At 57.7% G+C, this 25,510-nt stretch carries 19 protein-coding genes; 13 read left to right on the forward strand and 6 right to left on the reverse strand.

Features of this window, described 5'->3' with window-relative positions; all coding sequences use genetic code 11:
* Together gacA and JJD74_RS15680 are read right to left on the reverse strand one after the other, a co-directional pair.
* Nucleotides 1-642: a response regulator transcription factor GacA gene (gacA, locus tag JJD74_RS15675; protein WP_016984198.1), complete on the reverse strand. Its 642-nt coding sequence runs from the start codon at nucleotides 640-642 to the stop codon at nucleotides 1-3.
* A 127-nt stretch (nucleotides 643-769) separates the two neighbouring features.
* Nucleotides 770-1,213 carry a GNAT family N-acetyltransferase gene (locus tag JJD74_RS15680; RefSeq protein ID WP_200615266.1) on the reverse strand — a complete coding sequence of 148 codons (444 nt, stop codon included), beginning with the start codon at nucleotides 1,211-1,213 and terminating at the stop codon, nucleotides 770-772.
* Between the two features lie 639 nt (nucleotides 1,214-1,852).
* On the opposite strand from JJD74_RS15680, the gene JJD74_RS15685 reads away from it, so the two are divergent.
* Nucleotides 1,853-2,929, forward strand: a complete 1,077-nt coding sequence (locus JJD74_RS15685; protein ID WP_042559376.1) for a 3-deoxy-7-phosphoheptulonate synthase — start codon at nucleotides 1,853-1,855, stop codon at nucleotides 2,927-2,929.
* Nucleotides 2,930-2,985: 56 nt separating this feature from the next.
* On the opposite strand, the gene JJD74_RS15690 is transcribed toward JJD74_RS15685, so the two are convergent.
* A complete protein-coding gene (locus JJD74_RS15690; protein WP_200615269.1) occupies nucleotides 2,986-4,065 on the reverse strand; it encodes a hypothetical protein in 1,080 nt (359 codons plus the stop codon).
* A gap of 336 nt (nucleotides 4,066-4,401) precedes the next feature.
* On the opposite strand from JJD74_RS15690, the gene JJD74_RS15695 reads away from it, so the two are divergent.
* The 10 genes from JJD74_RS15695 (at nucleotide 4,402) to JJD74_RS15740 (ending at nucleotide 17,451) form a co-directional block, all read left to right on the forward strand.
* Nucleotides 4,402-5,271: an esterase/lipase family protein gene (locus JJD74_RS15695; RefSeq protein WP_047301482.1), complete on the forward strand. Its 870-nt coding sequence runs from the start codon at nucleotides 4,402-4,404 to the stop codon at nucleotides 5,269-5,271.
* A 96-nt stretch (nucleotides 5,272-5,367) separates the two neighbouring features.
* The gene (locus JJD74_RS15700; protein ID WP_003445034.1) at nucleotides 5,368-5,649 is read left to right on the forward strand and encodes a peptidylprolyl isomerase; all 282 of its coding nucleotides are present in this window, start codon (nucleotides 5,368-5,370) and stop codon (nucleotides 5,647-5,649) included.
* Nucleotides 5,650-5,782: 133 nt separating this feature from the next.
* Nucleotides 5,783-7,651, forward strand: a complete 1,869-nt coding sequence (locus tag JJD74_RS15705) for an extracellular solute-binding protein (protein ID WP_200615272.1) — start codon at nucleotides 5,783-5,785, stop codon at nucleotides 7,649-7,651.
* Nucleotides 7,651-8,712, forward strand: a complete 1,062-nt coding sequence (locus JJD74_RS15710) for a microcin C ABC transporter permease YejB (RefSeq protein WP_200615274.1) — start codon at nucleotides 7,651-7,653, stop codon at nucleotides 8,710-8,712. Before JJD74_RS15705 ends, JJD74_RS15710 begins: the two co-directional genes overlap by 1 nt.
* Nucleotides 8,712-9,734 (forward strand): ABC transporter permease, encoded by a 1,023-nt coding sequence (locus JJD74_RS15715; protein WP_042559381.1) that lies wholly within the window; start codon nucleotides 8,712-8,714, stop codon nucleotides 9,732-9,734. Before JJD74_RS15710 ends, JJD74_RS15715 begins: the two co-directional genes overlap by 1 nt.
* 9 nt (nucleotides 9,735-9,743) lie before the next feature.
* Nucleotides 9,744-11,318 carry an ABC transporter ATP-binding protein gene (locus tag JJD74_RS15720; RefSeq protein WP_115146993.1) on the forward strand — a complete coding sequence of 525 codons (1,575 nt, stop codon included), beginning with the start codon at nucleotides 9,744-9,746 and terminating at the stop codon, nucleotides 11,316-11,318.
* Between the two features lie 165 nt (nucleotides 11,319-11,483).
* Entirely contained in the window at nucleotides 11,484-12,899 is a 1,416-nt protein-coding gene (locus JJD74_RS15725) for a sigma-54 interaction domain-containing protein (protein ID WP_200615284.1), read from the forward strand.
* 275 nt (nucleotides 12,900-13,174) lie between these two features.
* Nucleotides 13,175-14,566 (forward strand): GntP family permease, encoded by a 1,392-nt coding sequence (locus tag JJD74_RS15730; RefSeq protein ID WP_042559384.1) that lies wholly within the window; start codon nucleotides 13,175-13,177, stop codon nucleotides 14,564-14,566.
* A gap of 7 nt (nucleotides 14,567-14,573) precedes the next feature.
* Nucleotides 14,574-15,347 carry a 3-hydroxybutyrate dehydrogenase gene (gene hbdH, locus JJD74_RS15735; RefSeq protein ID WP_200615294.1) on the forward strand — a complete coding sequence of 258 codons (774 nt, stop codon included), beginning with the start codon at nucleotides 14,574-14,576 and terminating at the stop codon, nucleotides 15,345-15,347.
* Nucleotides 15,348-15,495: 148 nt separating this feature from the next.
* Entirely contained in the window at nucleotides 15,496-17,451 is a 1,956-nt protein-coding gene (locus JJD74_RS15740; protein ID WP_200615519.1) for an acetoacetate--CoA ligase, read from the forward strand.
* Nucleotides 17,452-17,489: 38 nt separating this feature from the next.
* On the opposite strand, the gene JJD74_RS15745 is transcribed toward JJD74_RS15740, so the two are convergent.
* The 3 genes from JJD74_RS15745 to JJD74_RS15755 all read right to left on the reverse strand — a co-directional run bounded on the left by JJD74_RS15745 (nucleotide 17,490) and on the right by JJD74_RS15755 (nucleotide 22,497).
* Nucleotides 17,490-20,189 (reverse strand): hypothetical protein, encoded by a 2,700-nt coding sequence (locus JJD74_RS15745; RefSeq protein WP_200615297.1) that lies wholly within the window; start codon nucleotides 20,187-20,189, stop codon nucleotides 17,490-17,492.
* A gap of 36 nt (nucleotides 20,190-20,225) precedes the next feature.
* Nucleotides 20,226-21,257: a hypothetical protein gene (locus JJD74_RS15750; RefSeq protein ID WP_200615300.1), complete on the reverse strand. Its 1,032-nt coding sequence runs from the start codon at nucleotides 21,255-21,257 to the stop codon at nucleotides 20,226-20,228.
* 130 nt (nucleotides 21,258-21,387) lie between these two features.
* Entirely contained in the window at nucleotides 21,388-22,497 is a 1,110-nt protein-coding gene (locus JJD74_RS15755; protein ID WP_042559388.1) for a PilT/PilU family type 4a pilus ATPase, read from the reverse strand.
* 127 nt (nucleotides 22,498-22,624) lie between these two features.
* Here JJD74_RS15755 and JJD74_RS15760 point away from each other — a divergent pair, with 127 nt between their 5' ends.
* Together JJD74_RS15760 and JJD74_RS15765 are read left to right on the forward strand one after the other, a co-directional pair.
* Complete coding sequence (locus tag JJD74_RS15760) at nucleotides 22,625-25,162, forward strand: PAS domain-containing hybrid sensor histidine kinase/response regulator (protein ID WP_200615310.1); 2,538 nt, start codon at nucleotides 22,625-22,627, stop codon at nucleotides 25,160-25,162.
* Nucleotides 25,163-25,213: 51 nt separating this feature from the next.
* The gene (locus JJD74_RS15765; RefSeq protein ID WP_025112520.1) at nucleotides 25,214-25,489 is read left to right on the forward strand and encodes a peptidylprolyl isomerase; all 276 of its coding nucleotides are present in this window, start codon (nucleotides 25,214-25,216) and stop codon (nucleotides 25,487-25,489) included.
* The last annotated feature ends 21 nt before the right edge of the window (nucleotides 25,490-25,510 follow it).

The following is a 25,510-nucleotide window of genomic DNA, read 5'->3' on the forward strand; positions in this document are numbered from 1 at the left end:
TCAGAGGCTGGCATCAACCATTCCGTGACGAACCGCCAAAAGTGTCAGCTCGACGTCGCTGCTGATCGAAAGCTTCTCGAAAATACGGTAGCGATAAGTGTTCACGGTTTTCGGTGAGAGGCACAACTTGTCGGAAATGATCTGAACCTTCTGACAGCCGACAATCATCAATGCGATCTGGATTTCGCGCTCGGACAAGGCATCGAAAGGTGAATCATTGGACGGCTGGAAGGACTTGATCGCCAATTGCTGGGCAATCTGCGGGCTGATATAGCGCTGCCCGGCAAACACCAGGCGAATGGCCTGTACCATTTCCGGCAACCCGGCGCCCTTGGTGAGATATCCCGCAGCACCAGCCTGCAGCAACCGTGTAGGAAAAGGATCCTCTTCACACACCGTAACCGCGACCACCTTGATGTCCGGATGACTGCGCAGCAGTTTGCGCGTGGCCTCCAGTCCGCCGATGCCGGGCATCTTGACGTCCATCAGAACCACATCGGGTTTCAACTCTCGGGCCTTGATCAGGGATTCTTCCCCGGACTCGGCCTGGCCAACCACCTGCAAGCCATCAATATCGGCCAGCATCCGTGTAATGCCCGTACGAACGAGATCATGGTCATCGACCACCAGCACCCTAATCAAGCAGACACCTCGCGATATGGTCATATTGGGATGCGGGACACCTTAGCAAAAAGTGCCCGGCAGACCTAGCGGCAAGCGTCATTTAAAAAGTTTCAAACGATCATTCAGGGCTTGCCGGCCGTGGGTTTCAGAGCACAGGTGTACTGATATCGAGCTGCATTCGCAGGAAACACTCGTCCTCGCCTTGTACGTGTAGTCCTTTTCTCTCATACAATTTTTTTGCCGGATTATTTTCGAACACCGTCAGGCGTAACGCCGGGCGCCTTTCATGCCGGGCCATGCCGATAATCTGGTCGATCGCCCAGGATCCTGCGCCCTGCCCCTGAAAGGCTTCAGCCATTTGCAGTTCACGAATATACAGCGCCCGCGCATCCCGACTCAGACTGAAAAAACCTGCCGGCACATCATCAAGCACTATCAACCAGTTTTCACGCCCCGACCATGCCACGTCGAACGCCTCGTCCTGCCACAACAGCTCATGATGAATGTAGTAATGCAGCATGTTCTGACAGGTGAGAGCGCGGGCAAAAACCAAGTCTTCAGGTGTCGCCCGACACATACGAAATCTCATTTTGCCTCCATCAGCGGACTCACCCGCCCCTGCCATCTGCGGGTAAAAGTGGAGTGTGTCACAACGCATGCTGCACTCAAGCAATAGGTGTTTCATTGGCGGCTCGATAGCATTTTCTGATTGCTGAGGTGTATTGGCCTCTAGTAAGCTCGGCGCATTCATTGGAGACAGACCATGTTCAACGCCCTCTCACAGCTTCACACCGCCAGCGCCCTGCGCTCGGTTGCGGCTGCCCGGGCGAATGACGTTTGCGCTTCGGTCAGCTTTTATTTTGGGTATTGGTTTAGCCACTGGCGCGCCTGATACCCACACGGCGCCCAAGTAAACGGGTCGCCTACCAGAGATTTCTCAACCCCCGGTCGGCTTCCCGACCGGGGGTTTTGTTTTTTCAGGCCACAAACTTTTCAGCCACACACCAGACACTTTGAGGATTCATCAAATGAACTACGCCACTTATTACCGTTACGACAGCTTTAGCGCCTGGCGATTTACCAGCCTCCGCTCGGGACAGCCTGCCGCCTCCGATCGGTCACCTACAGGTGGCAAACCCGAACACGTAGCCAATACGGCCAATTGTCGAACACCCCAGTAGGGCCGAGCGAGCGGGAAGCACCCGCCGCCTGCCCAGGAAGACCGAATATGAACTCGTCCATTTCTGCACTGCCATTGTCCACCCATACTTGCGCCAACGAAGCCCTGACCCTGCGTCTGCCGAGCTCGTTGCAACTCAAGCAGCAATTGCCATTGAGCCATGCCTTGAGCCGCCAGGTCGCCGCCCACCGCCAGGCGGTTCGCGCGATCCTCAACGGCGAAGACCAGCGCCTGCTGGTAATTGTTGGACCCTGCTCAATCCACGACCCTCAGTCCGCCCTTGAATACGCAGGCAAGCTCGCTCGACTGGCTGAACAAGTCAGCGACGAAATGCTTCTGGTGATGCGTGCCTACGTCGAAAAACCGCGCACCACTGTCGGCTGGAAAGGTCTGGCCTACGACCCGCATCTGGATGGCAGTGACGACATGGCCGGTGGCCTGGCACTGTCGCGCGAGCTGATGCTGGAAATGATCCGACTTGGTTTGCCGGTGGCGACCGAACTGTTGCAACCGATGGCCGCCGGCTACTTCGACGATCTGCTGAGCTGGGTTGCCATCGGTGCACGCACCACTGAATCGCAAATCCATCGCGAAATGGCCAGCGGCTTGAGCATGCCGGTGGGCTTCAAGAACGGCACCGACGGTGGTGCGACCGTTGCCGTCGACGCCATGCGTTCGGCAGCCCATCCCCATCGGCATTTCGGCGTCGACAGTCAGGGACACCCGGCCATCATTCAGACACCCGGCAACGTTGACACCCATCTGGTGTTGCGCGGAGGCCATCAGGGGCCGAATCATGATCGCGAGAGCGTGGCACGGATTCACGCCGAACTGATCCGCCTGAAAATCCCGAGCCGGATTATGGTCGACTGCAGTCACGCCAACAGTGGCAAGGATCCATTGCGCCAACCAGGCGTGTTCAACGAAGTGCTTGAACAGCGCTTGCAGGGCGATCGCTCGTTGATTGGCATGATGCTGGAGTCGCATCTGTTCGAAGGCTGTCAGCCACTGAGCGCATCGCTGCAATACGGTGTCTCGATCACCGATGGCTGCCTGGGTTTCAGCGCAACCGAGCAACTGCTGCTCGATGCAGCTCAGCGCCTTGGCACGCAAGCCAGAGGCTGATATCTAGACCTGCCCTCCGGTTTTTTAAAAAAACCGGAGGGCGAAGCGCGTCGTAACTACGCCTCGACCCGCACCAGCGTTACCGCAGACGCCTGACTGACGTCGTCCAGACGCTCGACGGTGTAGGCAACAGAAACAGTCGACCCAAGATGCTCACGCCAGAAACGCTGTGGAACGATGAAAATCAGCGGTTTGCCTGCGGTTTCCCGGGTGATTTCACGGTCATCCCGATGATTGAAATATGCACCGTCGCACTTGAGGTAGACCAGCTCACCTTCTTGCGTTTGGGCATTGCCGATCACCACAGTGACGCCATCGATCGAATCCTCCGTCAGTAGCACACCGTCCTCAGCTTCCAGTACATCAGGCGCATCCAGCTCACCGAGCAGCAACGGCGTGATCAGTATTCGCGCGGGCTCGGATTCGCGCACCACCCCACCCGCCTGCTCGATTCGGTAGCGCACCGAGACCTCGCCACCAAGATGCGCCGCGATGTATTCAGGCGCGACCCAAAATGACAGGACATCGGAGACTGCGAAGGTTTCGACCTTCAATCGATCGCTGAACGACAGCGGGGATGCGTCGCCAGACCACATCAACAAAACCTGGTCACCTGCAGCCATGCGAGCGTATGGCTGAAGCGTAATGAGTACGCCTTCAGCGACACGCGCCGGGTCCAGCGTCCCGCCACTTGCACCCTCGACATGCGGCGCAAGCAATTGAGTCCGCGTATCCCCCACGGACAATTGCAGGCGCGCAGACAATGCGGGCTCGGACAATGCTGCGCTGAAGAGTGTCCAGCGGACCTCCAGCGAGCCGCCATCCAAAGCCGCGACGTGCATGCCCTTGATAACGAAAATGACGTCTTTGCCAACCTGAGCGTCGCTGACGAAGCGCACCATCTCATGCTGATAGGCATAACCCTCGATATCCAGGCCGTCCCAGCTCAACAGCAGTTGATCACCACTGGCCATGCCCGAATACGGGGCGATGCGGACGACGACCTTGCTTTGCGAGGGGTCGAGGACGGTGCCCTCCAGCGCATCGAGCGTTACTGCTGGCAACAATTCAACTGTCTTGCTGGCGCTGGCTGGGTGGCGCATCCGGTAGCAAAACTCGATCTCATGCGTGTTCATTCGCAATTCCATTCCTTGGACAAAACGCTGTCTTCATTGACGGCGTCGACAGTCAACATTGAACGCGTTTGCGGGTGCTCTCGCTATCAGCCGAATTCGCCGCATCCATGGCGCAAAAGCTATGGGACCGGTAGGCAACTTACACAAAATCGAGCTGCTTCCTGCGGGGGACGGCCAGAGCTTCCGATTTAGGCTTCAACTGCTGCCGAAAACTCCCACGACTACTAGTCCAGATTCACCGGTCAATTGAAGCCTCTTCGTACCTCTTCAACGAGTTGTGTGTTTTAGAGTGGCCCACAGATTCCCCAATGAACTTCTGCGAAGAAAGGTAAGAACATGCAACGGAATGCTGTAACTCGTTATCCCATCCTTCTGGTACACGGCCTGTTCGGATTCGAGCGTATTGGCCATTTCGAGCTGTTTCATGACGTCAAGGAGGCTCTGAAAACCGCCGAAAACCGGGTCTTTGTTCCCCACCTCTCCGCTACCCACAATAATGAAATGAGGGGCGAGCAGTTGCTGGCGCAGATTGATCGTGTCCTGCGAGGCACAGGTGCCAGCAAAGTCAACCTCATCGGCCACAGCCAGGGCGCACTGACTGCAAGATATGCAGCGGCGCTTGCTCCGCACGCCGTCGCTTCGGTGACGTCGGTCAGTGGTCCAAACCACGGTTCGGAACTGGCTGACTTCCTGCGCAAAGCTTTGGTTCCGGGGCAATTGCCGGAACTGGTCGCGCACAACATTGCAACGCTGTTTGGCGATTTCCTTTCATTGCTCAGCGGTAGCGTCAACCTGCCGCAAAACGCGCTGGCGGCGCTCAATGCGCTGACCACCGAGGGGGTTGGCGCTTTCAACGACAAATTTTCACAGGGCTTGCCCAGCACTTGGGGCGGCGACGGCCCCGGAAAGGTCAATGGCGTGCACTATTACTCCTGGAGCGGAGTGCTGCCTGCAAACGGTCTGCCCAGTCTCGATCCGATTCAAGGCGTTCATCGGGCGCTGTCGCAATATTTCATGACAGAGGGACAACAGAATGACGGTTTCGTAGGACGCTTCAGTTCCCACCTGGGGCAAGTGATCCGGTCTGACTATCCGCTGGACCACCTGAGCACCTTGCGCCGTCCTGCCAACGGATTACCCAGTCAGCTCGACCCGATTAGTCTTTACGTAGAGCATGCCGCGCGCCTGAAAGCAGCGAATCTGTGATCAGACAGTCGACAATCCCACGGAACTTTGCCGAGAATTCGGCCACTGATTCCGGTAGGCTCCACACTTTACTGAAATAGATTGGAGAGTTTCCCCATGGCTAAAGCCACTGCCCGCCACATCCTTGTTGCCAGCGAAGACAAGTGCAACGAACTCAAGGCCCAGATCGAAGGCGGCGCTGATTTCGCCGAAGTCGCGAAGGCCAATTCCACCTGCCCATCCAGCCGTCAGGGCGGTGATCTGGGTTCGTTCGGTCCTGGCCAGATGGTCAAGGAATTCGATACCGTGGTCTTCAGCGCGCCGATCAACGTCGTGCAAGGCCCGGTGAAAACCCAGTTCGGTTATCACCTGCTGGAAGTCACCAGCCGTCAGGACTGATCCTTCGTCTGATTGCTATACAACGGCCCGCCTTTTGGTGGGCCGTTGTGTTTCAGTTACACATACGGCTGGCGACTGACGCGCCTCTCGCGTACAACTTGCGCTTATCGATTACCCGGTTCCAAGGCTGACAATGCGACTGGTTTTCCCAACATTGATGCTTACCGCCCTCGCCCTGCTGTCGGGCGCCGCTGGTGTGAACGCTGCACCGCAACATGCGTTGACCGTGTATGGCGAACCCGCCAAGTACCCCGCAGGCTTCAGTCACTTCGACTACGCCAACCCGCAGGCCCCAAAGGGCGGAACGATGCGCCGCTCGGCGCTCGAAATCGGTCACTTCGACCATATCCTTCCTTACATAGACAAAGGCATAGGCGTCAGCCAGATCGACGGCATGCTGTACTCACCGCTGGCACAGCGTTCGATGGACGAGCCCTACACCGTCTACGGCCTGGTCGCGCAAAAAATGGAGCGCTCGGACGACGGCCTGTCGCTACGATTTTTCATCAACCCCAAGGCCCGCTTCGCCGACGGCAAGCCGATCACCGCCGAAGACGTGCGTTACACCTACGATTTGTTGATGACCCAAGGCAGCTTGCGCTATCGCACGCAGTTCGCCGACGTCAAAGGCGTCGAAGTCGAAGCACCGCTGACCGTGCGCTTCGATTTCAAAAGCGATGAAAACCGCACCTTGCCACTGGATATCGCGACCCTGCCGGTGTTTCCCGAACATTGGTGGAAGCGTCGTGATTTTGCCGGCGGTGGTGGTTATGAACCGCCACTGGGCAGCGGCCCTTATCGGGTCGGCAAGGTTGACTCGGGACGGAGTATCACGTTCGAGCGCAATCCCGATTGGTGGGGCAAGGATCTGCCGGTCAGCCGCGGCTTGTACAACTTTGACCATTTCAGCATCGAGTATTTCGGCGACACCGACGTCGCACGCCAGGTGCTGCGCGGTGGCGCCTATGACTACAACCGCGAGTTTTCAGCCACTGGCTACTCGATTGGTTATGACAGCCCTGCCCTGAGCGACGGGCGTCTGCAAAAAGCCCATCTGGCCACCGAGGCGCCGCAATCGGCCCAGGGATTTGTGTTCAACCTGCAGAAACCGACGTTCCAGGATCGACGCGTGCGTCAGGCACTGGCCATGTTGTGGGATTTCGAGTGGAGCAACCGGCAGATGATGCGCAACCTGTACATCCGCCAGCAAAGTTACTTTTCCAATTCGGATCTGGCGGCGCGGGAGTTACCCGATGCACAAGAGCTGAAAATCCTTGAACCCTTGCGTGGACAGATTCCCGACGAGGTCTTCACTAAAGTCTTCGAGGCGCCGAAAACCGATGGCAGCGGCCTGATCCGCGACAAGCAATTGCAAGCCCTCGCTTTGCTTGAGCAGGCCGGCTGGAAACCTGACGGCGATCAACTGGTGAATGCCGAAGGCGAGCCGCTGAGTTTTACCTTTCTGGTCAGCCAGAACGGCATCGATCGCCTGTTACTGCCCTACAAGCGCACGCTGAAACAGATCGGCATCGACCTTAACATCCGCCGCATCGACGCCTCGCAGTACGTCAACCGCTTGATGAGCCGCGACTACGACATGATCGTCACTGGCTATCCGGTCACTACGTCGCCGGGTGGCGAACTGCTCAACTATTTCGGCTCGGCGGCCGCCAACGACCCTGGCGCCAACAATTACATGGTGTTGAAAAACCCGGCAGTGGACACGTTGATCAACGGCCTGATCCGCGCCTCGACCAAACCCGACATGCTGCATTACGCCCATGCACTGGACCGCGTGCTGCAATGGAATTACTACTGGATTCCCAACTACTACCCGCCGGGCAGTTCGACAGTCTGGTGGAACCGTTTCGGCATTCCGTCGGTTCAGGCGAGCAATGACGAAGCCATCGAGAGCTGGTGGGAAATCAGCCGTACGCCGCTGACCAATCAACAGATGACCGCCGAGAAAATCACGCGCGGCAGACCCGGAGGACCTCGCTGATGTGGGGTTACATACTGCGGCGTCTGCTGCTGATCATTCCGACACTGGTGATCATTCTGCTGGTCAATTTCGTCATCATTCAAGCCGCGCCGGGCGGCCCGGTCGAGCAGGCGATCGCGCACTTGCAGGGCATTGGCGGGACGAATGTCGGCGGTGGTTCGGGCGAGACCATGAGCGGTACATCACGCGCCAGCCGTGGTCTCGACCCGCAACTGATCAAGGACATCGAAAAACAGTACGGTTTCGACAAACCGGCCCATGAACGCCTGTGGCTGATGCTGAAGAACTACGCGCAACTGGACTTCGGTAGAAGCTTCTTTCGTGGCGCGACGGTCACTGACCTGATCCTGGAAAAAATGCCGGTGACCATCTCGCTCGGGCTGTGGGCCACGCTGATCACTTATCTGGTGTCGATTCCACTGGGCATCCGCAAAGCCGTGCATCATGGCAGCCATTTCGATATCTGGAGCAGCACGGCAATCATTATTGGCTACGCGATGCCGGCGTTCCTGTTCGCGATGTTCCTGATCGTGGTGTTTGCCGGCGGCACCTCGCTGAACTGGTTTCCGGTGCGAGGTCTGGTCTCGGACAACTTCGAATCGTTGTCGACCATTGGCAAGATCGCCGACTACTTCTGGCATCTGGTGTTGCCGGTCACTGCGCTGGTGATCGGTGGATTCGCGACATTGACGATTCTCACCAAGAACTCGTTCCTCAACGAAATCACCCGCCAATACGTGGTCACTGCGCGGGCCAAAGGCTTGAGCGAGCGTCGTGTGCTGTATGGCCACGTGTTCCGCAACGCGATGTTGCTGGTGGTGTCGGGCATTCCTCAAGCCTTTATCAGTGTGTTCTTCGCCGGCTCCCTGCTGATCGAAGTGATCTTTTCCCTCGACGGCCTCGGCCGCATGAGCTACGAAGCGGCGGTTTCCCGGGACTATCCGGTCGTGTTCGGCTCGCTGTTCATCTTCACCCTGTTCGGTTTGCTGATAAAACTGATTGGCGATCTGTGTTACACCCTCGTCGATCCGCGTATCGACTTCGCCGCGAGGAACGCCTGATGTTCAAGCTCTCGCCCCTGGGGCGTCGCCGCTTCGAGCGTTTCAAGAAAAATCGCCGGGGCTGGTGGTCGTTGTGGTTGTTTATCGCACTGTTCGTCGTGACGTTAGGCGGTGAACTGATCGCCAATGACAAACCGTTGATGGTCAGCTACCAGGGCCAGTGGTACTTCCCGGTACTCAAACGGCACACCGAACAGGAGTTCGGCGGGCAGTTACCCTTCCAGGCCGATTACCGCAGCGAATACGTGCAGAACCTGATCCGCAAGGACGGTGGCTGGCTGCTGTTTCCGCCCATCCCGTTCAGTGACGACACACCCAATTACGACCTCAACAAACCGGCGCCCAGCCCACCCACGGCAGTCAACTGGCTCGGCACCGATGACCAGTCGCGGGATGTGTTGGCGCGGGTGATCTTCGGCGCGCGGGTTTCGATTCTGTTTGCACTGATGCTGACGTTTGTCAGCGCGCTGATCGGCATCGCGGCGGGCGCGCTGCAAGGCTATTACGGCGGCTGGGTCGATCTGCTCGGGCAACGTTTGCTTGAGGTATGGTCCGGGTTGCCGGTGCTGTATCTGCTGATCATCCTCTCCGGTTTCGTCGAACCGAATTTCTGGTGGCTGCTGGGGATCATGGCGCTGTTTTCATGGCTGGCATTGGTGGACGTGGTGCGTGCCGAGTTCCTGCGCGGACGCAATCTGGAATACGTCAAAGCCGCGCGCGCCTTGGGTTTGACTGACCGCAAAGTGATTGTCCGGCACATCCTGCCCAACGCCATGAATGCGACGTTAAGCTACCTGCCGTTCATTCTGACCGGAGCGATTTCCACCCTCACCGCGCTGGACTTCCTGGGTTTCGGCATGCCCGCCGGCAGTGCCTCGCTGGGCGAGTTGATTGGCCAGGGCAAGCAGAACTTGCAGGCACCGTGGCTCGGACTGACGGCGTTTTTCACGCTGGCGCTGATCCTTTCCTTATTAGTGTTCATCGGCGAAGCGTTACGTGACGCGTTCGACCCTCGATCCTGAAGCGTGACCATGACTGACAACCTGATTGAAATCCGTAATCTGAACGTCGCCTTCCATGGTCAGACCGTGGTGCGCGACTTGTGCCTGGATATTCGCCCCGGTGAGTGCCTGGCACTGGTCGGCGAGTCCGGCTCGGGCAAATCGGTCACAGCGCATTCGATCCTGCAATTGCTCCCCGAAAGCGACGCGCACACCAGCGGCAGCATTCGCTATCGCGGGCAGGAACTGGTCGGCGCCGATCCGAAGGTCCTGCGTGAACTGCGTGGCAATCGCATCGCGATGATCTTTCAGGAGCCGATGACCTCGCTCAATCCGCTGCACACCATCGAAAAGCAGATCGGCGAAACGCTGTTGCTGCACCGCGGCCTCGGTGGCAAAGAGGCGCAAAAACGCATCCTCGAGCTGCTCGGATTGGTGGGCATCCAGAAACCCAAAGAGCGGCTCAAGGCCTATCCGCATCAGTTGTCCGGCGGCCAACGTCAACGGGTGATGATTGCCATGGCGCTGGCCTGCGAACCAGAGTTGCTGATCGCCGATGAGCCAACCACTGCCCTTGATGTCACCGTGCAGCGCAAGATCCTGCTGCTGCTCAAATCCCTGCAACAGCGGTTGGGCATGTCGCTGCTGCTGATCAGCCACGACCTCAACCTGGTGCGCAGCATCGCCCAGCGCGTCTGCGTGATGAAGGCCGGCGAGATTGTCGAGCAGGCGCCCTGCGAAACGCTGTTCACCGAGCCGAAGCATCCTTACAGCTGCGTGCTGCTCAACGCCGAGCCAGATGGCGAAGCATTGCCCCGGGATGAGCGCGAAAACGTCCTGGAGGTCGATGATCTGCGAGTGGAATTCGTCGTCGGTGGCGGGCTGTTTCAGCGCAAACAGTACCTGCGCGCAGTGGACGGCATCAGCCTGAACATTCAACGCGGCAAGACCTTGGGCATTGTTGGCGAATCCGGTTCGGGCAAGTCGACGCTGGGTCAGGCAATTCTGCGTTTGCTCGATTCGCAAGGCAGCATTCGTTTTCAAGGCACAGCGCTCGATGGCCTTAATCAGAAACAACTGCGACCGTGGCGCCGGCAGATGCAGGTGGTGTTTCAGGACCCTTTCGGCAGCCTCAGTCCGCGAATGTCGGTGGCGCAGATCATCAGCGAAGGCCTGGAAGTGCATTGCGAATCCACCGCCGACGAATGCGATGAACAAGTGATCCGCGTACTCAAGGAAGTCGGTCTCGACCCGGACAGCCGTCATCGCTATCCCCACGAGTTTTCCGGTGGCCAGCGCCAACGTATCGCCATCGCGCGGGCACTGGTGCTGAAACCGGCGCTGATTCTGCTCGACGAGCCGACCTCGGCACTGGATCGCACGGTGCAGAAACAAGTGGTCGCCCTGCTCCGTGACCTGCAGGAAAAACATGGTCTGACTTATCTGTTTATCAGCCATGACCTGGCCGTCGTCCGCGCTCTGGCCCACGACATGATCGTGATCAAGGACGGTAAAGTCGTCGAACGTGGCGCGAGTCATGAGGTGTTCGATTCGCCGCAGCACCCGTATACCAAAGAGCTGTTGGCGGCGGCGCATCCGGGCTAGGCATAATCGGTTTCCAGCTTGAACCGCGTCGCGCCCATCGCTGGCAAGCCAGTTCCCACAGGGCTTTCGGTCGTTCACAAATGTTGTGTCCACCAATGAAACTGTGGGAGTTGGCTTGCCGGCGATGAGGCCAGCACTCGCAACACACATTCAGGATCAGTCTTCATGAACACCACCGAAAGCCTCAAGGACTACCAACGGGTTCGCACCCTGGCGATCCGCTCACTGTTCGAGATCATCGAGCAATCGAGCGAAGGCACGGTGATTGTCGATCGCGACGCCAACATCGTCTGGATGAACGAACGCTACGCCCGACGTTTCGGCCTGGAGTCCGCTGCCGGTGCGATCGGCAAGCCTTGCGAAAGCGTGATCCCCGGCAGCCTGTTGCGTGAAGTGGTGCGCAGCGGGCGGCCGATTCTGCTGGACATGCAGGACACGCCGAAAGAGCCGTTGGTGGTGATGCGCCTGCCGATTCACGACGATGCCGGCACGGTGATCGGCGCAATCGGTTTCGCCCTGTTTGATGAGTTGCGCACCCTGTCGCCGATGCTCAAGCGCTACCTGAGCATGCAGGAGGAACTCGCCTCGACCCGCTCATTGCTGCGTGCGCGGCAGACCAAGTACAACTTTGCGCACTTCATCGGCACCAGTGCCGCCAGCCTCGAAGTCAAACGTCGCGCTCGCCGCAGCGCCAGTGCCGACTCGCCGGTTTTGTTGCTCGGCGAAACGGGCACCGGCAAAGAGCTATTGGCCCAGGCAATCCACAGTGCTTCGCCACGGGCGCACAAGGCGTTTGTCAGCATCAACAGTGCGGCGATCCCCGAGGCGCTGCTCGAAGCGGAGTTTTTCGGTACGGCACCAGGCGCCTTCACCGGAGCTGACCGCAAGGGCCGCACCGGCAAACTGCAGATTGCCCAAGGTGGCACGTTGTTCCTCGATGAAATTGGCGACATGCCGTTGCCACTGCAAAGCAAACTGCTGCGCGTGCTGCAAGAGAAAGAGTTCGAGCCGGTGGGCTCCAATGAAGTGATCCAGAGCGATGTGCGGGTGATCGCCGCGACATCGACGGACTTGCAAGCGGCAATCAAACGCGGTGAGTTCCGCGCTGACCTGTATTACCGACTCAACGTATTGCCCATCAATGTGCCGCCGTTACGGGACAGGCTCGATGACCTGCCCGCGCTCAGCGAAGCCATTCTCGAAGAGCTGCGCAGCCAGCACGAACTGCACCGCGAAGCCTTGGCGTTGCTCGCGCAGCATGCCTGGCCGGGCAACATTCGCGAGCTGCGCAACGTGCTGGAACGGGCGGCGCTGCTCAGCGATGACTTGATGCTTTCAGAGGTCGACATTCGTGCGGCAATCGGCACGTTTACGCCAGTGGAGCGGACTTGCGCGCCAATTGTTGAACCGTTGGCCGTGGAAACTTTCGCCCAGGCTCGCGAACGGTTTGACCGGCAATTGATCCAGTCTGCGCTTGTGCAATGTGGGGGGAAGGTGCCGGAGGCAGCGGCTCGGCTGGGGCTTGGGCGGTCGACGTTGTACAAGAAGATGGTGGCGCTGGGGATTGCCGAGTCTCAATAGAGAGATACTTATCTCGAAATAAAGACAAGGACAAAAGCATCGCTGGCAAGCCAGCTCCCACAGGTTTATCGCAGTCCTGTGGGAGCTGGCTTGCCAGCGATGACGTCGGCAGATTCAAAAAACATCTCAAAATAGAGACAAAGCATTCATTTAATGCCGACAACTGAAAATAATTTCCATATATTTCAATAAGTTAGATATATGGCACAAAACTCGCTAAAGCCTCTCCCACACCTGTTTCAACCACAAAAATAACAATTCTGGAGAGACACACCATGAGTGTGATCATTGCCTTGGCAGCCCTCGCGCTGTTGATGCTCGCGGCCTACCGTGGCTACAGCGTTATCCTTTTTGCCCCGATTGCCGCCCTCGGCGCTGTCCTGTTGACCGACCCTTCCGCCGTCGCCCCTGCCTTCACCGGGGTGTTCATGGAAAAAATGGTCGGTTTCATCAAACTGTACTTCCCCGTGTTCCTGCTCGGCGCCGTGTTCGGCAAGTTGATTGAGCTGTCCGGATTCTCGCGCTCTATCGTCGCTGCGGCGATTCGCCTGCTCGGCACCAAGCAGGCCATGCTAGTCATCGTGCTGGTTTGCGCCGTGCTCACCTACGGTGGCGTTTCGCTGTTCGTCGTGGTGTTTGCGGTTTATCCGTTTGCCGCGGAGATGTTTCGCCAGAGCAATATCCCAAAGCGTCTGATCCCGGCGACCATCGCCCTCGGCGCGTTTTCGTTCACCATGGATGCCCTGCCCGGCACGCCGCAGATCCAGAACATTATTCCCAGCACCTTCTTCAATACCACCGCGTGGGCAGCGCCGTGGCTGGGTGTGATCGGCACGATTTTCGTGTTTTGCGCCGGCATGCTGTTCCTCCAGCGTCAGCGCAACAAGGCCCAGCGTGCCGGTGAAGGTTATGGCACCGAGCTGCGCAACGAGCCGGAAACGGCCGAAGACCTGAAGCTGCCGAACCCGTGGCTTGCGCTGTCGCCGCTGCTGGCAGTGGGCATCATGAACCTGCTGTTCACCCAGTGGATTCCGCAGTGGTACGGCAAGACCCACAGCCTCGCGCTGCCGGGCATGGCCACGCCGGTCACCACTGAAATCGCCAAACTGACGGCGATCTGGGCGGTACAAGCGGCGTTGCTGATCGGCATCCTCATGGTGCTGGTGTTCGGCTTTAAAGCGATTCGCAGCAAACTGGCCGAGGGCAGTAAGAGCGCGGTCAGCGGCGCGTTGCTGGCCGCCATGAACACCGCCTCCGAATACGGTTTTGGCGCGGTGATCGCCTCGCTGCCGGGGTTTCTGGTGCTGGCCGACTGGCTCAAGCAAATCCCCAATCCGCTGGTCAACGAAGCGATCACCGTGACCTTGCTCGCCGGTATCACCGGTTCGGCGTCGGGCGGCATGAGCATTGCCCTGGCGGCGATGTCGGAGCAATTCATCAGCGCGGCGAACGCGGCGAACATTCCGCTGGAAGTGCTGCACCGCGTGGCCGCGATGGCCAGCGGCGGCATGGACACCCTGCCGCATAACGGCGCGGTGATCACGCTGCTGGCGGTTACCGGTCTGACCCACCGCGAAGCCTATAAAGACATTTTCTGTATTACGCTGATCAAGACCCTGGCGGTTTTCGTGGTGATCGGCACTTTCTACGCCACTGGCATTGTGTGAGGTATTGATGACGACTCTTACGGGCAAAACCGCACTGGTTACCGGCTCCACCAGCGGCATCGGCCTGGGCATTGCCCTTGCACTGGCCAAGGCTGGGGCCAATGTGATTCTCAATGGTTTTGGCGATGCCGCCAAAGTGATTGCCGAAGTGGCGCAGTCCGGCGGCAAGGTCGGCCATCATCCGGCCGACGTCAGCGACCCGGCGCAGATCGCCGAGATGATCGCGTACGCCGAGCACGAGTTCGGCGGCGTCGACATTCTGGTCAATAACGCCGGTATCCAGCACGTCGCGTCGGTGGAAGAATTTCCGATCGAGCGCTGGGATTCGATCATCGCCATCAATCTATCTTCGGTGTTCCACAGCACTCGCCTGAGCTTGCCGGGCATGCGCGCCAAGGGCTGGGGACGAATCATCAACATTGCTTCCGTCCACGGCCATGTAGGCTCGACGGGCAAAGCGGCTTATGTCGCGGCCAAACATGGCGTGATCGGACTGACCAAAGTGGTCGGCCTGGAAACGGCGACCAGTAACGTCACCTGCAACGCTATCTGTCCGGGTTGGGTGTTGACGCCGCTCGTGCAGAAGCAGATCGATGATCGCGCAGCCAAGGGCATCGACCCGCAGCAGGCGCAACATGATTTGCTGGCAGAGAAACAGCCGTCACTGGAATTCGTCACCCCGCAGCATCTGGGTGATCTGGTGTTGTTTCTGTGCAGCGAGGCTGGCAGCCAGGTCCGTGGCGCGGCGTGGAATATTGATGGTGGGTGGTTGGCGCAGTAAGTTTGCGCGCAGCCATTCTCCTTGGGGGAGCGAGCCCGCTCGCGAAGGCGGTGTGTCAGTCACTTATGCATTCACTGACAGAATGCTTTCGCGAGCAGGCTCGCTCCCACAGGCGATGTGCATGAACAACAAAACAAGAGGCAAACCAATGTCCGACATCCTCTGGCAACCCGACGCCAGCCGCATCGCCAAATCGCGCTTGGACGCGTTCCGACGCTCCGTCAATCAGCGCCATTCGCTGAACCTTGGCGACTACCCTGCCCTGCATCAGTGGAGCATCGATCAGCGCGAAGTGTTCTGGCAGGCCATCGTTGATTTCTTCGACATCGGCTTCCATACCCGGCCCGACGCCGTGCTGCGCGAAGGCGCGAAAATGCCCAGCGCCGAGTGGTTTCCCGGAGCAACGCTGAATTTTGCCGAGCACCTGTTGCGCCGGCGCGATGATGCGGTGGCGGTCGTGAGCGTGGCGGAAAATGGTCAGCGCGAGCAATTGACCTGGGCCGAACTGGCCCGCCAGGTCGCGGGGTTTCAGGCCAGCCTGCAAGCGGCTGGCGTTGGTCTCGGCGACCGGGTCGCGGCGTGCATGCCAAACACCTGGCAGACCCTGGTGGCGATGCTCGCGACCACCAGCCTCGGCGCGATCTGGTCATGCTCATCACCGGACTTCGGCACCCATGGCGTGATCGACCGCTTCGGCCAGATCGAGCCGAAAGTGCTGATCACCTGTGCCGGCTATCGCTATGCGGGCAAAGAGATCGACCAGACGACCAAGCTCAATGAAATCCTTGCGCAACTGCCGTCGCTGCAACAACTGATCATCGTGCCTTACGCGCGCTCGCAGGCTCGCGTGGAAGATTATCGAACGCACGCCGATGTCATGCTCTGGGATGATTTCTACACGCCGGGCGGCGATCCGTTTTTCGTCCCGGTGCCGTTCGCCCATCCGCTGTACGTGCTGTATTCCAGCGGCACCACCGGCGTGCCGAAATGCATCGTGCACAGCACCGGCGGCGTGCTGCTGCAACACGTGAAGGAACATGGATTACACGTCGACCTCGGTACCGGCGACCGCTTGTTCTACTACACAACGTGTGGCTGGATGATGTGGAACTGGCTGGTGTCGGCCCTCGCGGTCGGCAGCGCCGTGGTGCTGTATGACGGCTCGCCATTTCACCCAGGTCCCGAGCGTTTGCTGGATCTGCTGGAAGATGAGCGCGTCAGCGTATTCGGCACCAGCCCAAAATTCCTCGCAACCCTGGAAAGCAGTGGCCTCAAGCCCCGCGAAAGCCATGATCTGAGCGCCCTGAAAACCCTGCTCTGCACCGGCTCAGCCTTGTCGCCGCAGAGCTACGATTTCGTCTACCGCGACTTCAAACCGGACGTCTGCCTGGCCTCGATGTCCGGTGGCACCGATATCGTTTCCTGCTTCGTTAACGGCAATCCGCTATCCCCCGTGCGGCGCGGCGAGATCATGGGCAAGAGTCTGGGCATGGCGGTTGAAGTGTGGAACGACGCGGGTCAGCCGGTGATCGGTGAAAAAGGCGAGTTGGTGTGCACCCGGCACTTCCCGGCGATGCCGATCGGCCTGTGGAATGACCCAGAGGGCGAAAAGCTGCGCAAATCCTATTTCAGCCTGTTCCCCGGAGTCTGGGCGCAAGGCGATTACGCCGAAGAGTTGCCCCACGGCGCAATGATGATTCACGGCCGCTCCGACGCCGTGCTCAATCCCGGCGGCGTGCGCATCGGTACAGCGGAGATTTATCGGCAGGTGGAAAAAGTCTCGCAAGTGCTCGATAGCGTGGCTATCGGGCAGCAATGGCAGGACGATGTGCGGGTGGTGTTGTTTGTGCGGTTGCAGGACGGCGCGGTACTCGACGATAGCCTGCAAGCGCAGATTCGCCAGGTGATCCGCGCCAGCACTACACCGCGGCATGTGCCGGCGAAGATTGTTGCCGTCACTGACATTCCACGCACGATCAGTGGCAAGGTGGTGGAACTGGCCGTCAGGAACGTAGTGCACGGCCAGCCGGTGAAAAACACCGATGCATTGGCCAATCCCGAAGCGCTGGAGCAGTTTCGGGATCGGCCTGAACTGGCGGATTGATTCGGCCAGGTAGGGAAGTCAGATCGCGGCCTACATAATCACGCCGGCTTGTTCAGAGTGATAATAACCGGCTCGGTAATGGCGTTTGCGCCACTGGCTTCAAGAGCACTGGTGATGGCCGCCATATTGCGGTCGAACGTCACTTTGTCTGTGCAAAGCTGGCTCAGAAGTGAAGTGGCCATCGCCAGCGAATCTGCATTTTCAAAGGCTTTGGATGGCGCATGACAAACCGTGCTGCCTTCTGACACCGGCAGACAGCCCGATGCAATATTGAGCAGTGTTGCCACATTCAGTTGCTGTCCTTCGGTCTTTTCTGCCTGCGCGTCAGTCGCGTAGCCCACATCGTCCGTCTGCGCACTCGCATGGAATAACTCGTGAATCAGATCATCGGCTACGACGTCATGATTAAAGCCCAGGCTGATGAAATGTTTGTTGAGGTTTTTTGTATATATTTCAACAAAAGCCTGATCAGCCCCATTGGTTGCGCCTTCATTTTTCCAGCGTTTATAAGCGTTAACATCGAATGCGGCGATAGTTTCATTCTCCTTGATGGCGTCAAGCACAATATTGCTTAGCGAAAACCCGGCAAAATCGAAACGGATCAAGCGCAGGTAGATAATCAAACGATCTATGGCTACCGATGACGAGTCCCCGAATAATATTTTCATCACTCGACTGCAATCGCGTTTGAAGTCATGACGGCTTATGGCTTCAAGGGCATTATCGATTTTCGCTCGCGCGCGCGGCAGACTTTTGTCGATGAAGCTTCGCGAATAGCTCTCCGGCAAGGTCTTTGTCGGGTAAGGCAATGGCAATGGCGCGTTCTGCCTGAAACCGTCCAGAGGTTTGCCCCAGACGTCGCCGCGACGATTCAAGGCGTACCATTTATTGTCCCGGCGCACGGCCAGGATCGCCACGGCATCGCTCGCTACGCTGCGGGGGCGCCAGGTGCCGAGCGCGAATTGTGCGCTACCATTATTGTCAAACAAAACATGTGGGTGTTGTCGCGGCCTGAGTGAGCGCAGCTGTTTGTTCGCCTTCGCGATAAGAGCATGCGAGTTTTTGTTGAAACGCAAAAAACCCTTGTGTACCAGTTTTCCACCTAACTGTATGCCAGACGGCACGCCGTCCAGTGGGTTGAATAGCGAAATCGCCGAGGTAAACGCCAACTTGGTAAAACGCGCAGCTTTTGCCGTTGTAGAAATGGCCTTCGCTGAAATACTCAACACTTTGGAACTGGCTCCCGCGACCGTTCCCACCAGCCCGATGCCGTCCATCAAGCAACCATAGATCCCATCTACCACTTTGTCGTGTTCACCGGATGTAATGTCCTCGATACATTTCTTGAACGGCACCACCAGGTTGATGAAATAAGTAATCAGCCGCTCGCCCTCTTCTCGGGAGAGCTCCAAAGGCGTGGGTACACGAACTAGCTCTCTGAGTTCCCGAGCATTCAGGAACGGTCGATGAGCAACAATAAACTCCGCGATACGTGCAACGTCGGGATCGTTGATACGCTGATAAAATCCCATCTTGGGGTTCGCAGTTGTTTGCGGCTCGGGCAGCGCACCAAAGTTATCGATAAAGGCCATGCTACTGCTGATCGAAGCGTCTGGCGCAACACCATGGGTGTAACACTTCACATTGAGCGGCAATAACTGAAGGGAGGTAAAAGGCAGTTGAGATGTCAGGTCAGCCGGGCGACTCATCCTTGAGCGCTGCTGCAGTGTTCGCTGGCGAACAATCAACTCACCCAATGCGTCATTTTTTCGAAACTCTCCGCGCGAGGTGAACAGCTCATAACAGATGACGGCATTGTTGTAAGTCGCAAACATCACAACGCCAAAACGACCGGTTGCAGCGTCTCGGCTTTGCAGTGTTTCATTTTGAAAATCCTTGTCCAATGGCCCGCCGATGCGCTTGGTGACCGTATAGATCGCGGATCCACGCACGGTGAGAAAGTGGATCTTTGCATTCATGAACGCGTGCAGATCAGTATCGGGCATCAGCGCCAACGCCATTTTTACGGTCGTCAACATGGCCTCATCCAAATCACTGCGATACACCGCCAACTGACGATCCATCTCCTCATCACAGGATTTGAGCGCGAGTAATTGTGGGTAATGCTTATAAAGACTAACGCCCGAAGGGTTGTAATTGATGGCCGGTCGCGGCACCCCGTTCGTGATCAAGCGGACGGTGCGCCGGTCCCACTTGCCGGTAACCAGATCGCCAGACTGATGCAAATCAACCATGGACATGATCTGCTGGCCGCCTTGTTCGGAAAGTGCTTTTTCGTCCAGAGTGTCGCAGCCCGGCGCCGCGACACTCAATGCCGCACGGGCAATTTTCGCCCTGTCAGGTAGCACTGTCGAGAAGGCTTGGGCTATTTGGCTAAACTTCTCGGCATGCTGCTCGAATGCCGCAATTGCTCGTTTTGTAGTAGCTTCCTCCGCCTCATCAAGCTCTGCACGCATCACTACTTGATTAAGCAGCGCCCAATCGACAATCGGGTCGATCATGGTCAGATCCCGTAGATGTCTCTGCGCGTCACTTACCGGATACAAGTCAGCGTAAGCCATGATCTGGGTATAGGTCATCACTTGAGCGGCGCCGGTTTTAACCGCGTTAACCAGCGTCACGCCACGACTGAAATTGATCCACGCAATCGAGCCAAGTGTAACTGACGACGGTACTCCAGATACGAGAAACTCTGGTGCAATGCGAGTCAGTAACATATGCGCCGCAAGCGGCGCCAGAGCAGCGTCTACCCATTATTTGGTCTGCAAAAAGCTCGACAGGTCATGAAGTACTGACGAGGCATGTCGTTCAACGTTTGTCGCTGCATACAAATCAAACTCGGCAACACGTCCGCGTCGGATACTCTGGTCAATCGATGTATTAAGGTCGAGCAATATAGCCGTTATCAATAGCTGGGCCAGCACGCTCTCAGATACCTCTTCCTGTACGTTTGCGCCAAACCATTCAAGCTCTTCGAGATATCTTCTGGCGATCACTAGCGAGCCAGCGTGTGTAACCAGGTTTTTTATTTGCTGAGCGGCGTTCTTATGCGTTATACGTGGCCGCCCGCTGATGCTGTGCAATATTGTGAGAAGTTTCCTACCTAAAGTAATTTTTGCCGTCGCCCGCCTGATCTCTGAAAATTCGTCCTGCGTGAGTTTCAACAATCCCTGCCCACCCTCCTGAAAGTGCTCCCAATAGTTGACGGGATTATCAACGACCGGATCAAACTTCAACAAGGCAATCAAGTTCCTGACTTCTGCGTTATTTTTCGGCGGATCAATCTCATGAAAGCGAAACCATTGGTCCAGGGTCATATCCAGGTCCGGCCATACATACCCTCCTGCTGCGCGGGATATATCCGCAATCAACTTCAAAGGCCTCGTATACTCCTCATACCAACCAAGGATGGTGCGCGCACGCAGGTCAATCCAGCCATCCGGACCATAGACTTCGATTTTCTCATCAGGCCCGACCCGAACAAGACCATCATGCTCACGCGCCCCCACCCGATTAATCATACCAATGACAAAATTCATTTGTAGAAAGTCGTTAAGCAAAAGTCTGCCGGGATTATAAATTTCATACATTGAGGATCCCGCCTGCAACGCTACTTCGCGAGCGTACCATTTGATAACCTGATCTTCTTTACTCTCTTCCAGCGCCAACTCCAGCTCATCAATTACCTGAAGATACTCAGCAGCATCCGCAGCCAACTTGCCATTCAATTCAGCCAGAGCTTTAGTTGATGACTGAAAAATCTTATTTTTTTTCTTAAAATCCATTATGGAACCCCATCAAGTTAATTGTTTATCGCCAAATTTGACAATACTCAACTTCCAGACTGGACGGGTCCACTTCGAAGATATTAAGCGATATTACCAACAATCAATATCGAGCCTACTGATCAGCATATCAATCCATTAAACCCCACTCTCCCGCCGTTGAATTTCGATCAATGTTGCTCTCTCCAATCAATTTCAAGCGCAACTTCAGATTGTTGACCGAATCGGCATTCCTTAACGCCTCTTCCTCAGTAATTGCACCCGTCGATACCAACGCAAACAGGGCTGAGTCAAAAGTCTGCATGCCCATAGCCGCGGATTTTTCCATCATGGCTTTGAGCTCCCCGAACTCACAACGCCGGACCAGATCGGCTACGGTCGGCGTACCCAGCAACACCTCTACGGCAGCTCTGCGGTTTCCATCAACCGTGCGCACAAGACGCTGCGAAATACATGCTTTCAAGTTGTTACCAAGCGCCTGTAGCAACTGCGGCCGGCGCTCTTCTGCGAACATATTGATAATTCGATCCAACGCCTGATTGGCGTTATTAGCATGCAACGTCGACAAAACCAGATGCCCTGTCTCGGCAAATGACAACGCGTGCTCCATGGTTTCACGGTCGCGAATTTCACCGATCAGCACCACGTCCGGCGCCTGGCGCAGGGTATTTTTAAGCGCGGAGTGAAAACTTCGAGTGTCGACCCCGACTTCACGCTGGTTGATGATCGACCGCTGATGGCGATGGATGTACTCGATCGGGTCTTCGATGGTGACGATATGTCCGCTGCTATGGCGGTTGCGGTGATCGATGAGGGCTGCCAGCGAGGTTGATTTTCCCGAATCGGTGGCGCCGACAAACAGTACCAGCCCCTGCTTGAGCATCACGGTTTCGAGCAATACTGGCGGCAGTTTGAGATCCTCGAAACGCGGAATATCGAGTTTGACGTTGCGGATCACAATGGATACATCGTTGCGCTGTTTAAAGATGTTGACCCGGAAGCGTCCGATGCCGGGGCGCGAGATTGCCAGGTTCATTTCCAGATCCCGGTCGAACTCCCTGCGCTGCTCGGCGTCCATGAGGGAGGTGGCTACCGTTGCCACCTCGCCAGGTTTGAATGATTGCTCGCTCAACGGGGTAAGCACGCCTTCAAAACGTGCGCTGGGCGGTGCGCCCGTGGAGAGGAACAGGTCCGAACCATGACGACTCGCCAGTTGTTTGAGCAGTGCATCGATTTCCATGGCTAAAAGCACCTGCGAAGCTTGCAATGAATAGAGAGGACCCGCGCCGTGACGCCGCGAGCCAATGCGCGTCTACCAGATTAGGATAGTAGACGCCGCCCTACCGACTGACGCTCAGGATGCAACGATGAACGCTGTACCAACCAGCAACGACGCCCAGGCACTGATTGCCCGTACCGATTGGAGCCGCAGCCCTCTGGGCGCTGCAGGCACCTGGCCGCAGAGCCTGCGCACCGCGGTGGACATCGTGATTCACTCGCCGATGCCGATGTTGCTGATGTGGGGGCCGGAGTTGACGCAGATCTACAACAACGGCTTTGCCCTGCTCGCCGGGAGCAAGCACCCGCACGCTTTCGGACAGCCGGCGCACCAGATATGGCCCGAACTTCGAGACTTTACCGACCCGATTTACAGCGCCGTCCTACAAGGTCAGGTACGCACCTACAGTGAACAGCGCATCACCCTGCAACACGATGGCAAGGATTCAGAGTTCTGGCTTGATCTGACGTATAGCCCGATCCGTGATGAAAACGCACAGGTAGCCGGGATCCTCGTCACCGCGATTGAAACCAACGAACGGCGGCGCATCGCTCTGGAGTTGCAGCAGCGTTCGGACGAGAGCCTCAGGGTTCAGCGCAACACCGAAGAGCGACTGCAACTGGCGCTCGCCGCCACCGATGCGGTCGGCACCTGGGACTGGGACATCGGTGAAGATCGCTTTATTGCCGACGCGCACTTTGCTCAGTTGCACGGCATTGATCCGGCCCGCGCCGGGCAATTGCCCATCAGCGATTATCTGAACGGCGTTCACCCCGAAGACCGAGCGCTGCTGGCCCGCAGCATCAAACATTGCATCACCCACGGCACGGAATACGCCGAGGAGTACCGCTTGCTGTTGCCCGGCGGCGAGCAGCGCTGGGTATTCGCTCGCGGTCGCTGCTACAAGGATCATCATGGCCGGCCGGTGCGTTTTCTCGGTGCAGCCCTGGATCTGACCGAGCGAAAACAGAACGAACATGCATTGCGCCAGAGTCAAAACGAATTACAACTGGTCATCAACGCCATGCCGATCCTGATCAGCTATGTCGACCACGAAGAACGCTTTCGCCTGAATAACGCGGCGTATCTCGACTGGTACGGTCTGACGCCGCAAGAGCTGTATGGCCGCACCATTCGCGAGGTGATCGGCGAAGAGGCCTATTTCCTGCGTTCGCCGTACATCGGCGAGGCGCTGGCCGGAAGACCCTGCTCGTTCAGCCTGTACACGCCCCATCGCGACGGCAGCACCCGGCATGCGCTGATGAACTACTTGCCCCGCCACGGAGCGGATGGCGCGGTCAACGGCTTCTACATCTTTGTGATCGACGAGTCCGAGCGCAAGAAAACCGAAGAGGCGCTGCGCAATCTCAACGAGACACTTGAAGAACGCGTCAGCGCCCGCACCGAACAATTGGCCCAGGCCAATGAGCGCTTGCAGAACGAGATGTTCGAACGCGAGCGCGCCGAAGATGCGTTGCGCCATGCTCAGAAGATGGAAGCGGTCGGTCAGCTCACCGGCGGCATCGCCCATGACTTCAACAACATGCTCACCGGGATTATCGGCAGCCTCGACCTGATGCAACGCTATATCGCCAATGGTCGGGCCGACGAAATCGGGCGTTTTACCGAAGCCGCCGTGTCGTCCGCCAACCGTGCCGCTGCGCTGACACACCGCCTGCTGGCGTTTTCGCGGCGCCAGTCACTGGATCGCAAAACCCTCGACGTCAACGCGCTGATCCATTCGCTGGAAGATCTGATCCGTCGCACCAAGGGCGATCCGATCGCGCTCACGTTACGCCTCGCAGAAAACCTCTGGCCTGTCAGCACCGACGTCAGCCAACTGGAAAATGCCCTGCTCAACCTGGTGATCAACGCCCGCGACGCCATGCCCGATGGCGGTGAATTGCTGATCGAAACGGCCAACGTTTATCTCGATGGCAATGACATCACCACGCTGGAACCGGTCAAGGCCGGCGATTACCTGATGCTGGCGGTCAGCGACAACGGCAGCGGCATGACGCCCTCGGTACTTTCCAAGGCATTCGATCCGTTTTTCACCACCAAGCCCATCGGCCAGGGCACCGGTCTGGGATTGTCGATGATCTATGGTTTTGCGCAGCAGTCGGGCGGCCATGTCAGCCTCGACAGCCTGCCGGGCCAGGGTACTTGCGTGCGTCTGTACTTGCCGCGCCTGCATGGCAGCGAGCGAGAAAGCCCGGAGGCTGAACTCGTTGAGCAACCTGCGCCCATCGCCGCCGGGGAAACCGTGATGGTGGTCGAAGACGACCCGGCGGTGCGCATGCTGGTGCTCGATCTGCTCAGGGAGCTGGGCTACAACGGCTACGAGGCCGAGGACGCCAGGACCGCCCTGCCTTTGCTGGAGTCGAATGTGCGCGTCGATCTGCTGATCACCGACGTCGGGCTGCCGGGCATGAACGGGCGGCAACTGGCGGAAATCGCACGCCAGCATCATCCGAAGCTCAAGGTGCTGTTCATGACCGGGTATGCGCAGAAGGCTGCCGAGCGTCAGGGCTTTCTTGAGGACGGCATGGACATGGTGGCCAAGCCGTTTTCGATTGAGCTGCTGGCCAGCAAGATCCGCACGATGATCAGCGAGACGCCTTGAGTTGAGGCATAATCCGCGCCCCGCCGTCACCCCGTTATCAGGTACCGCACGATGAAAGCCCAAGCCCGCCACATTCTGGTGAAAACCGCCGAAGAGGCCGAACAGCTCAAACAACGCATCGCCAAGGGTGAAGCGTTTGATGTATTGGCGAAGAAATACTCGACGTGCCCGTCCGGCAAGCGCGGCGGCGATCTGGGTGAAGTTCGCCCAGGGCAGATGGTCGGTGCGATTGATGCGGTGATCTTCAAGAAGCCGCTGCGCACGGTGCATGGGCCGATCAAGAGCAAATTCGGCTATCACCTGGTGCAGGTGTTTTACCGGGATTGAATGGTTGGCTTTCGGGCCTCA

Origin of the sequence: Pseudomonas sp. MF6776 (genome assembly GCF_016613125.1) — a bacterium.
GTDB lineage: Bacteria > Pseudomonadota > Gammaproteobacteria > Pseudomonadales > Pseudomonadaceae > Aquipseudomonas > Aquipseudomonas iridis.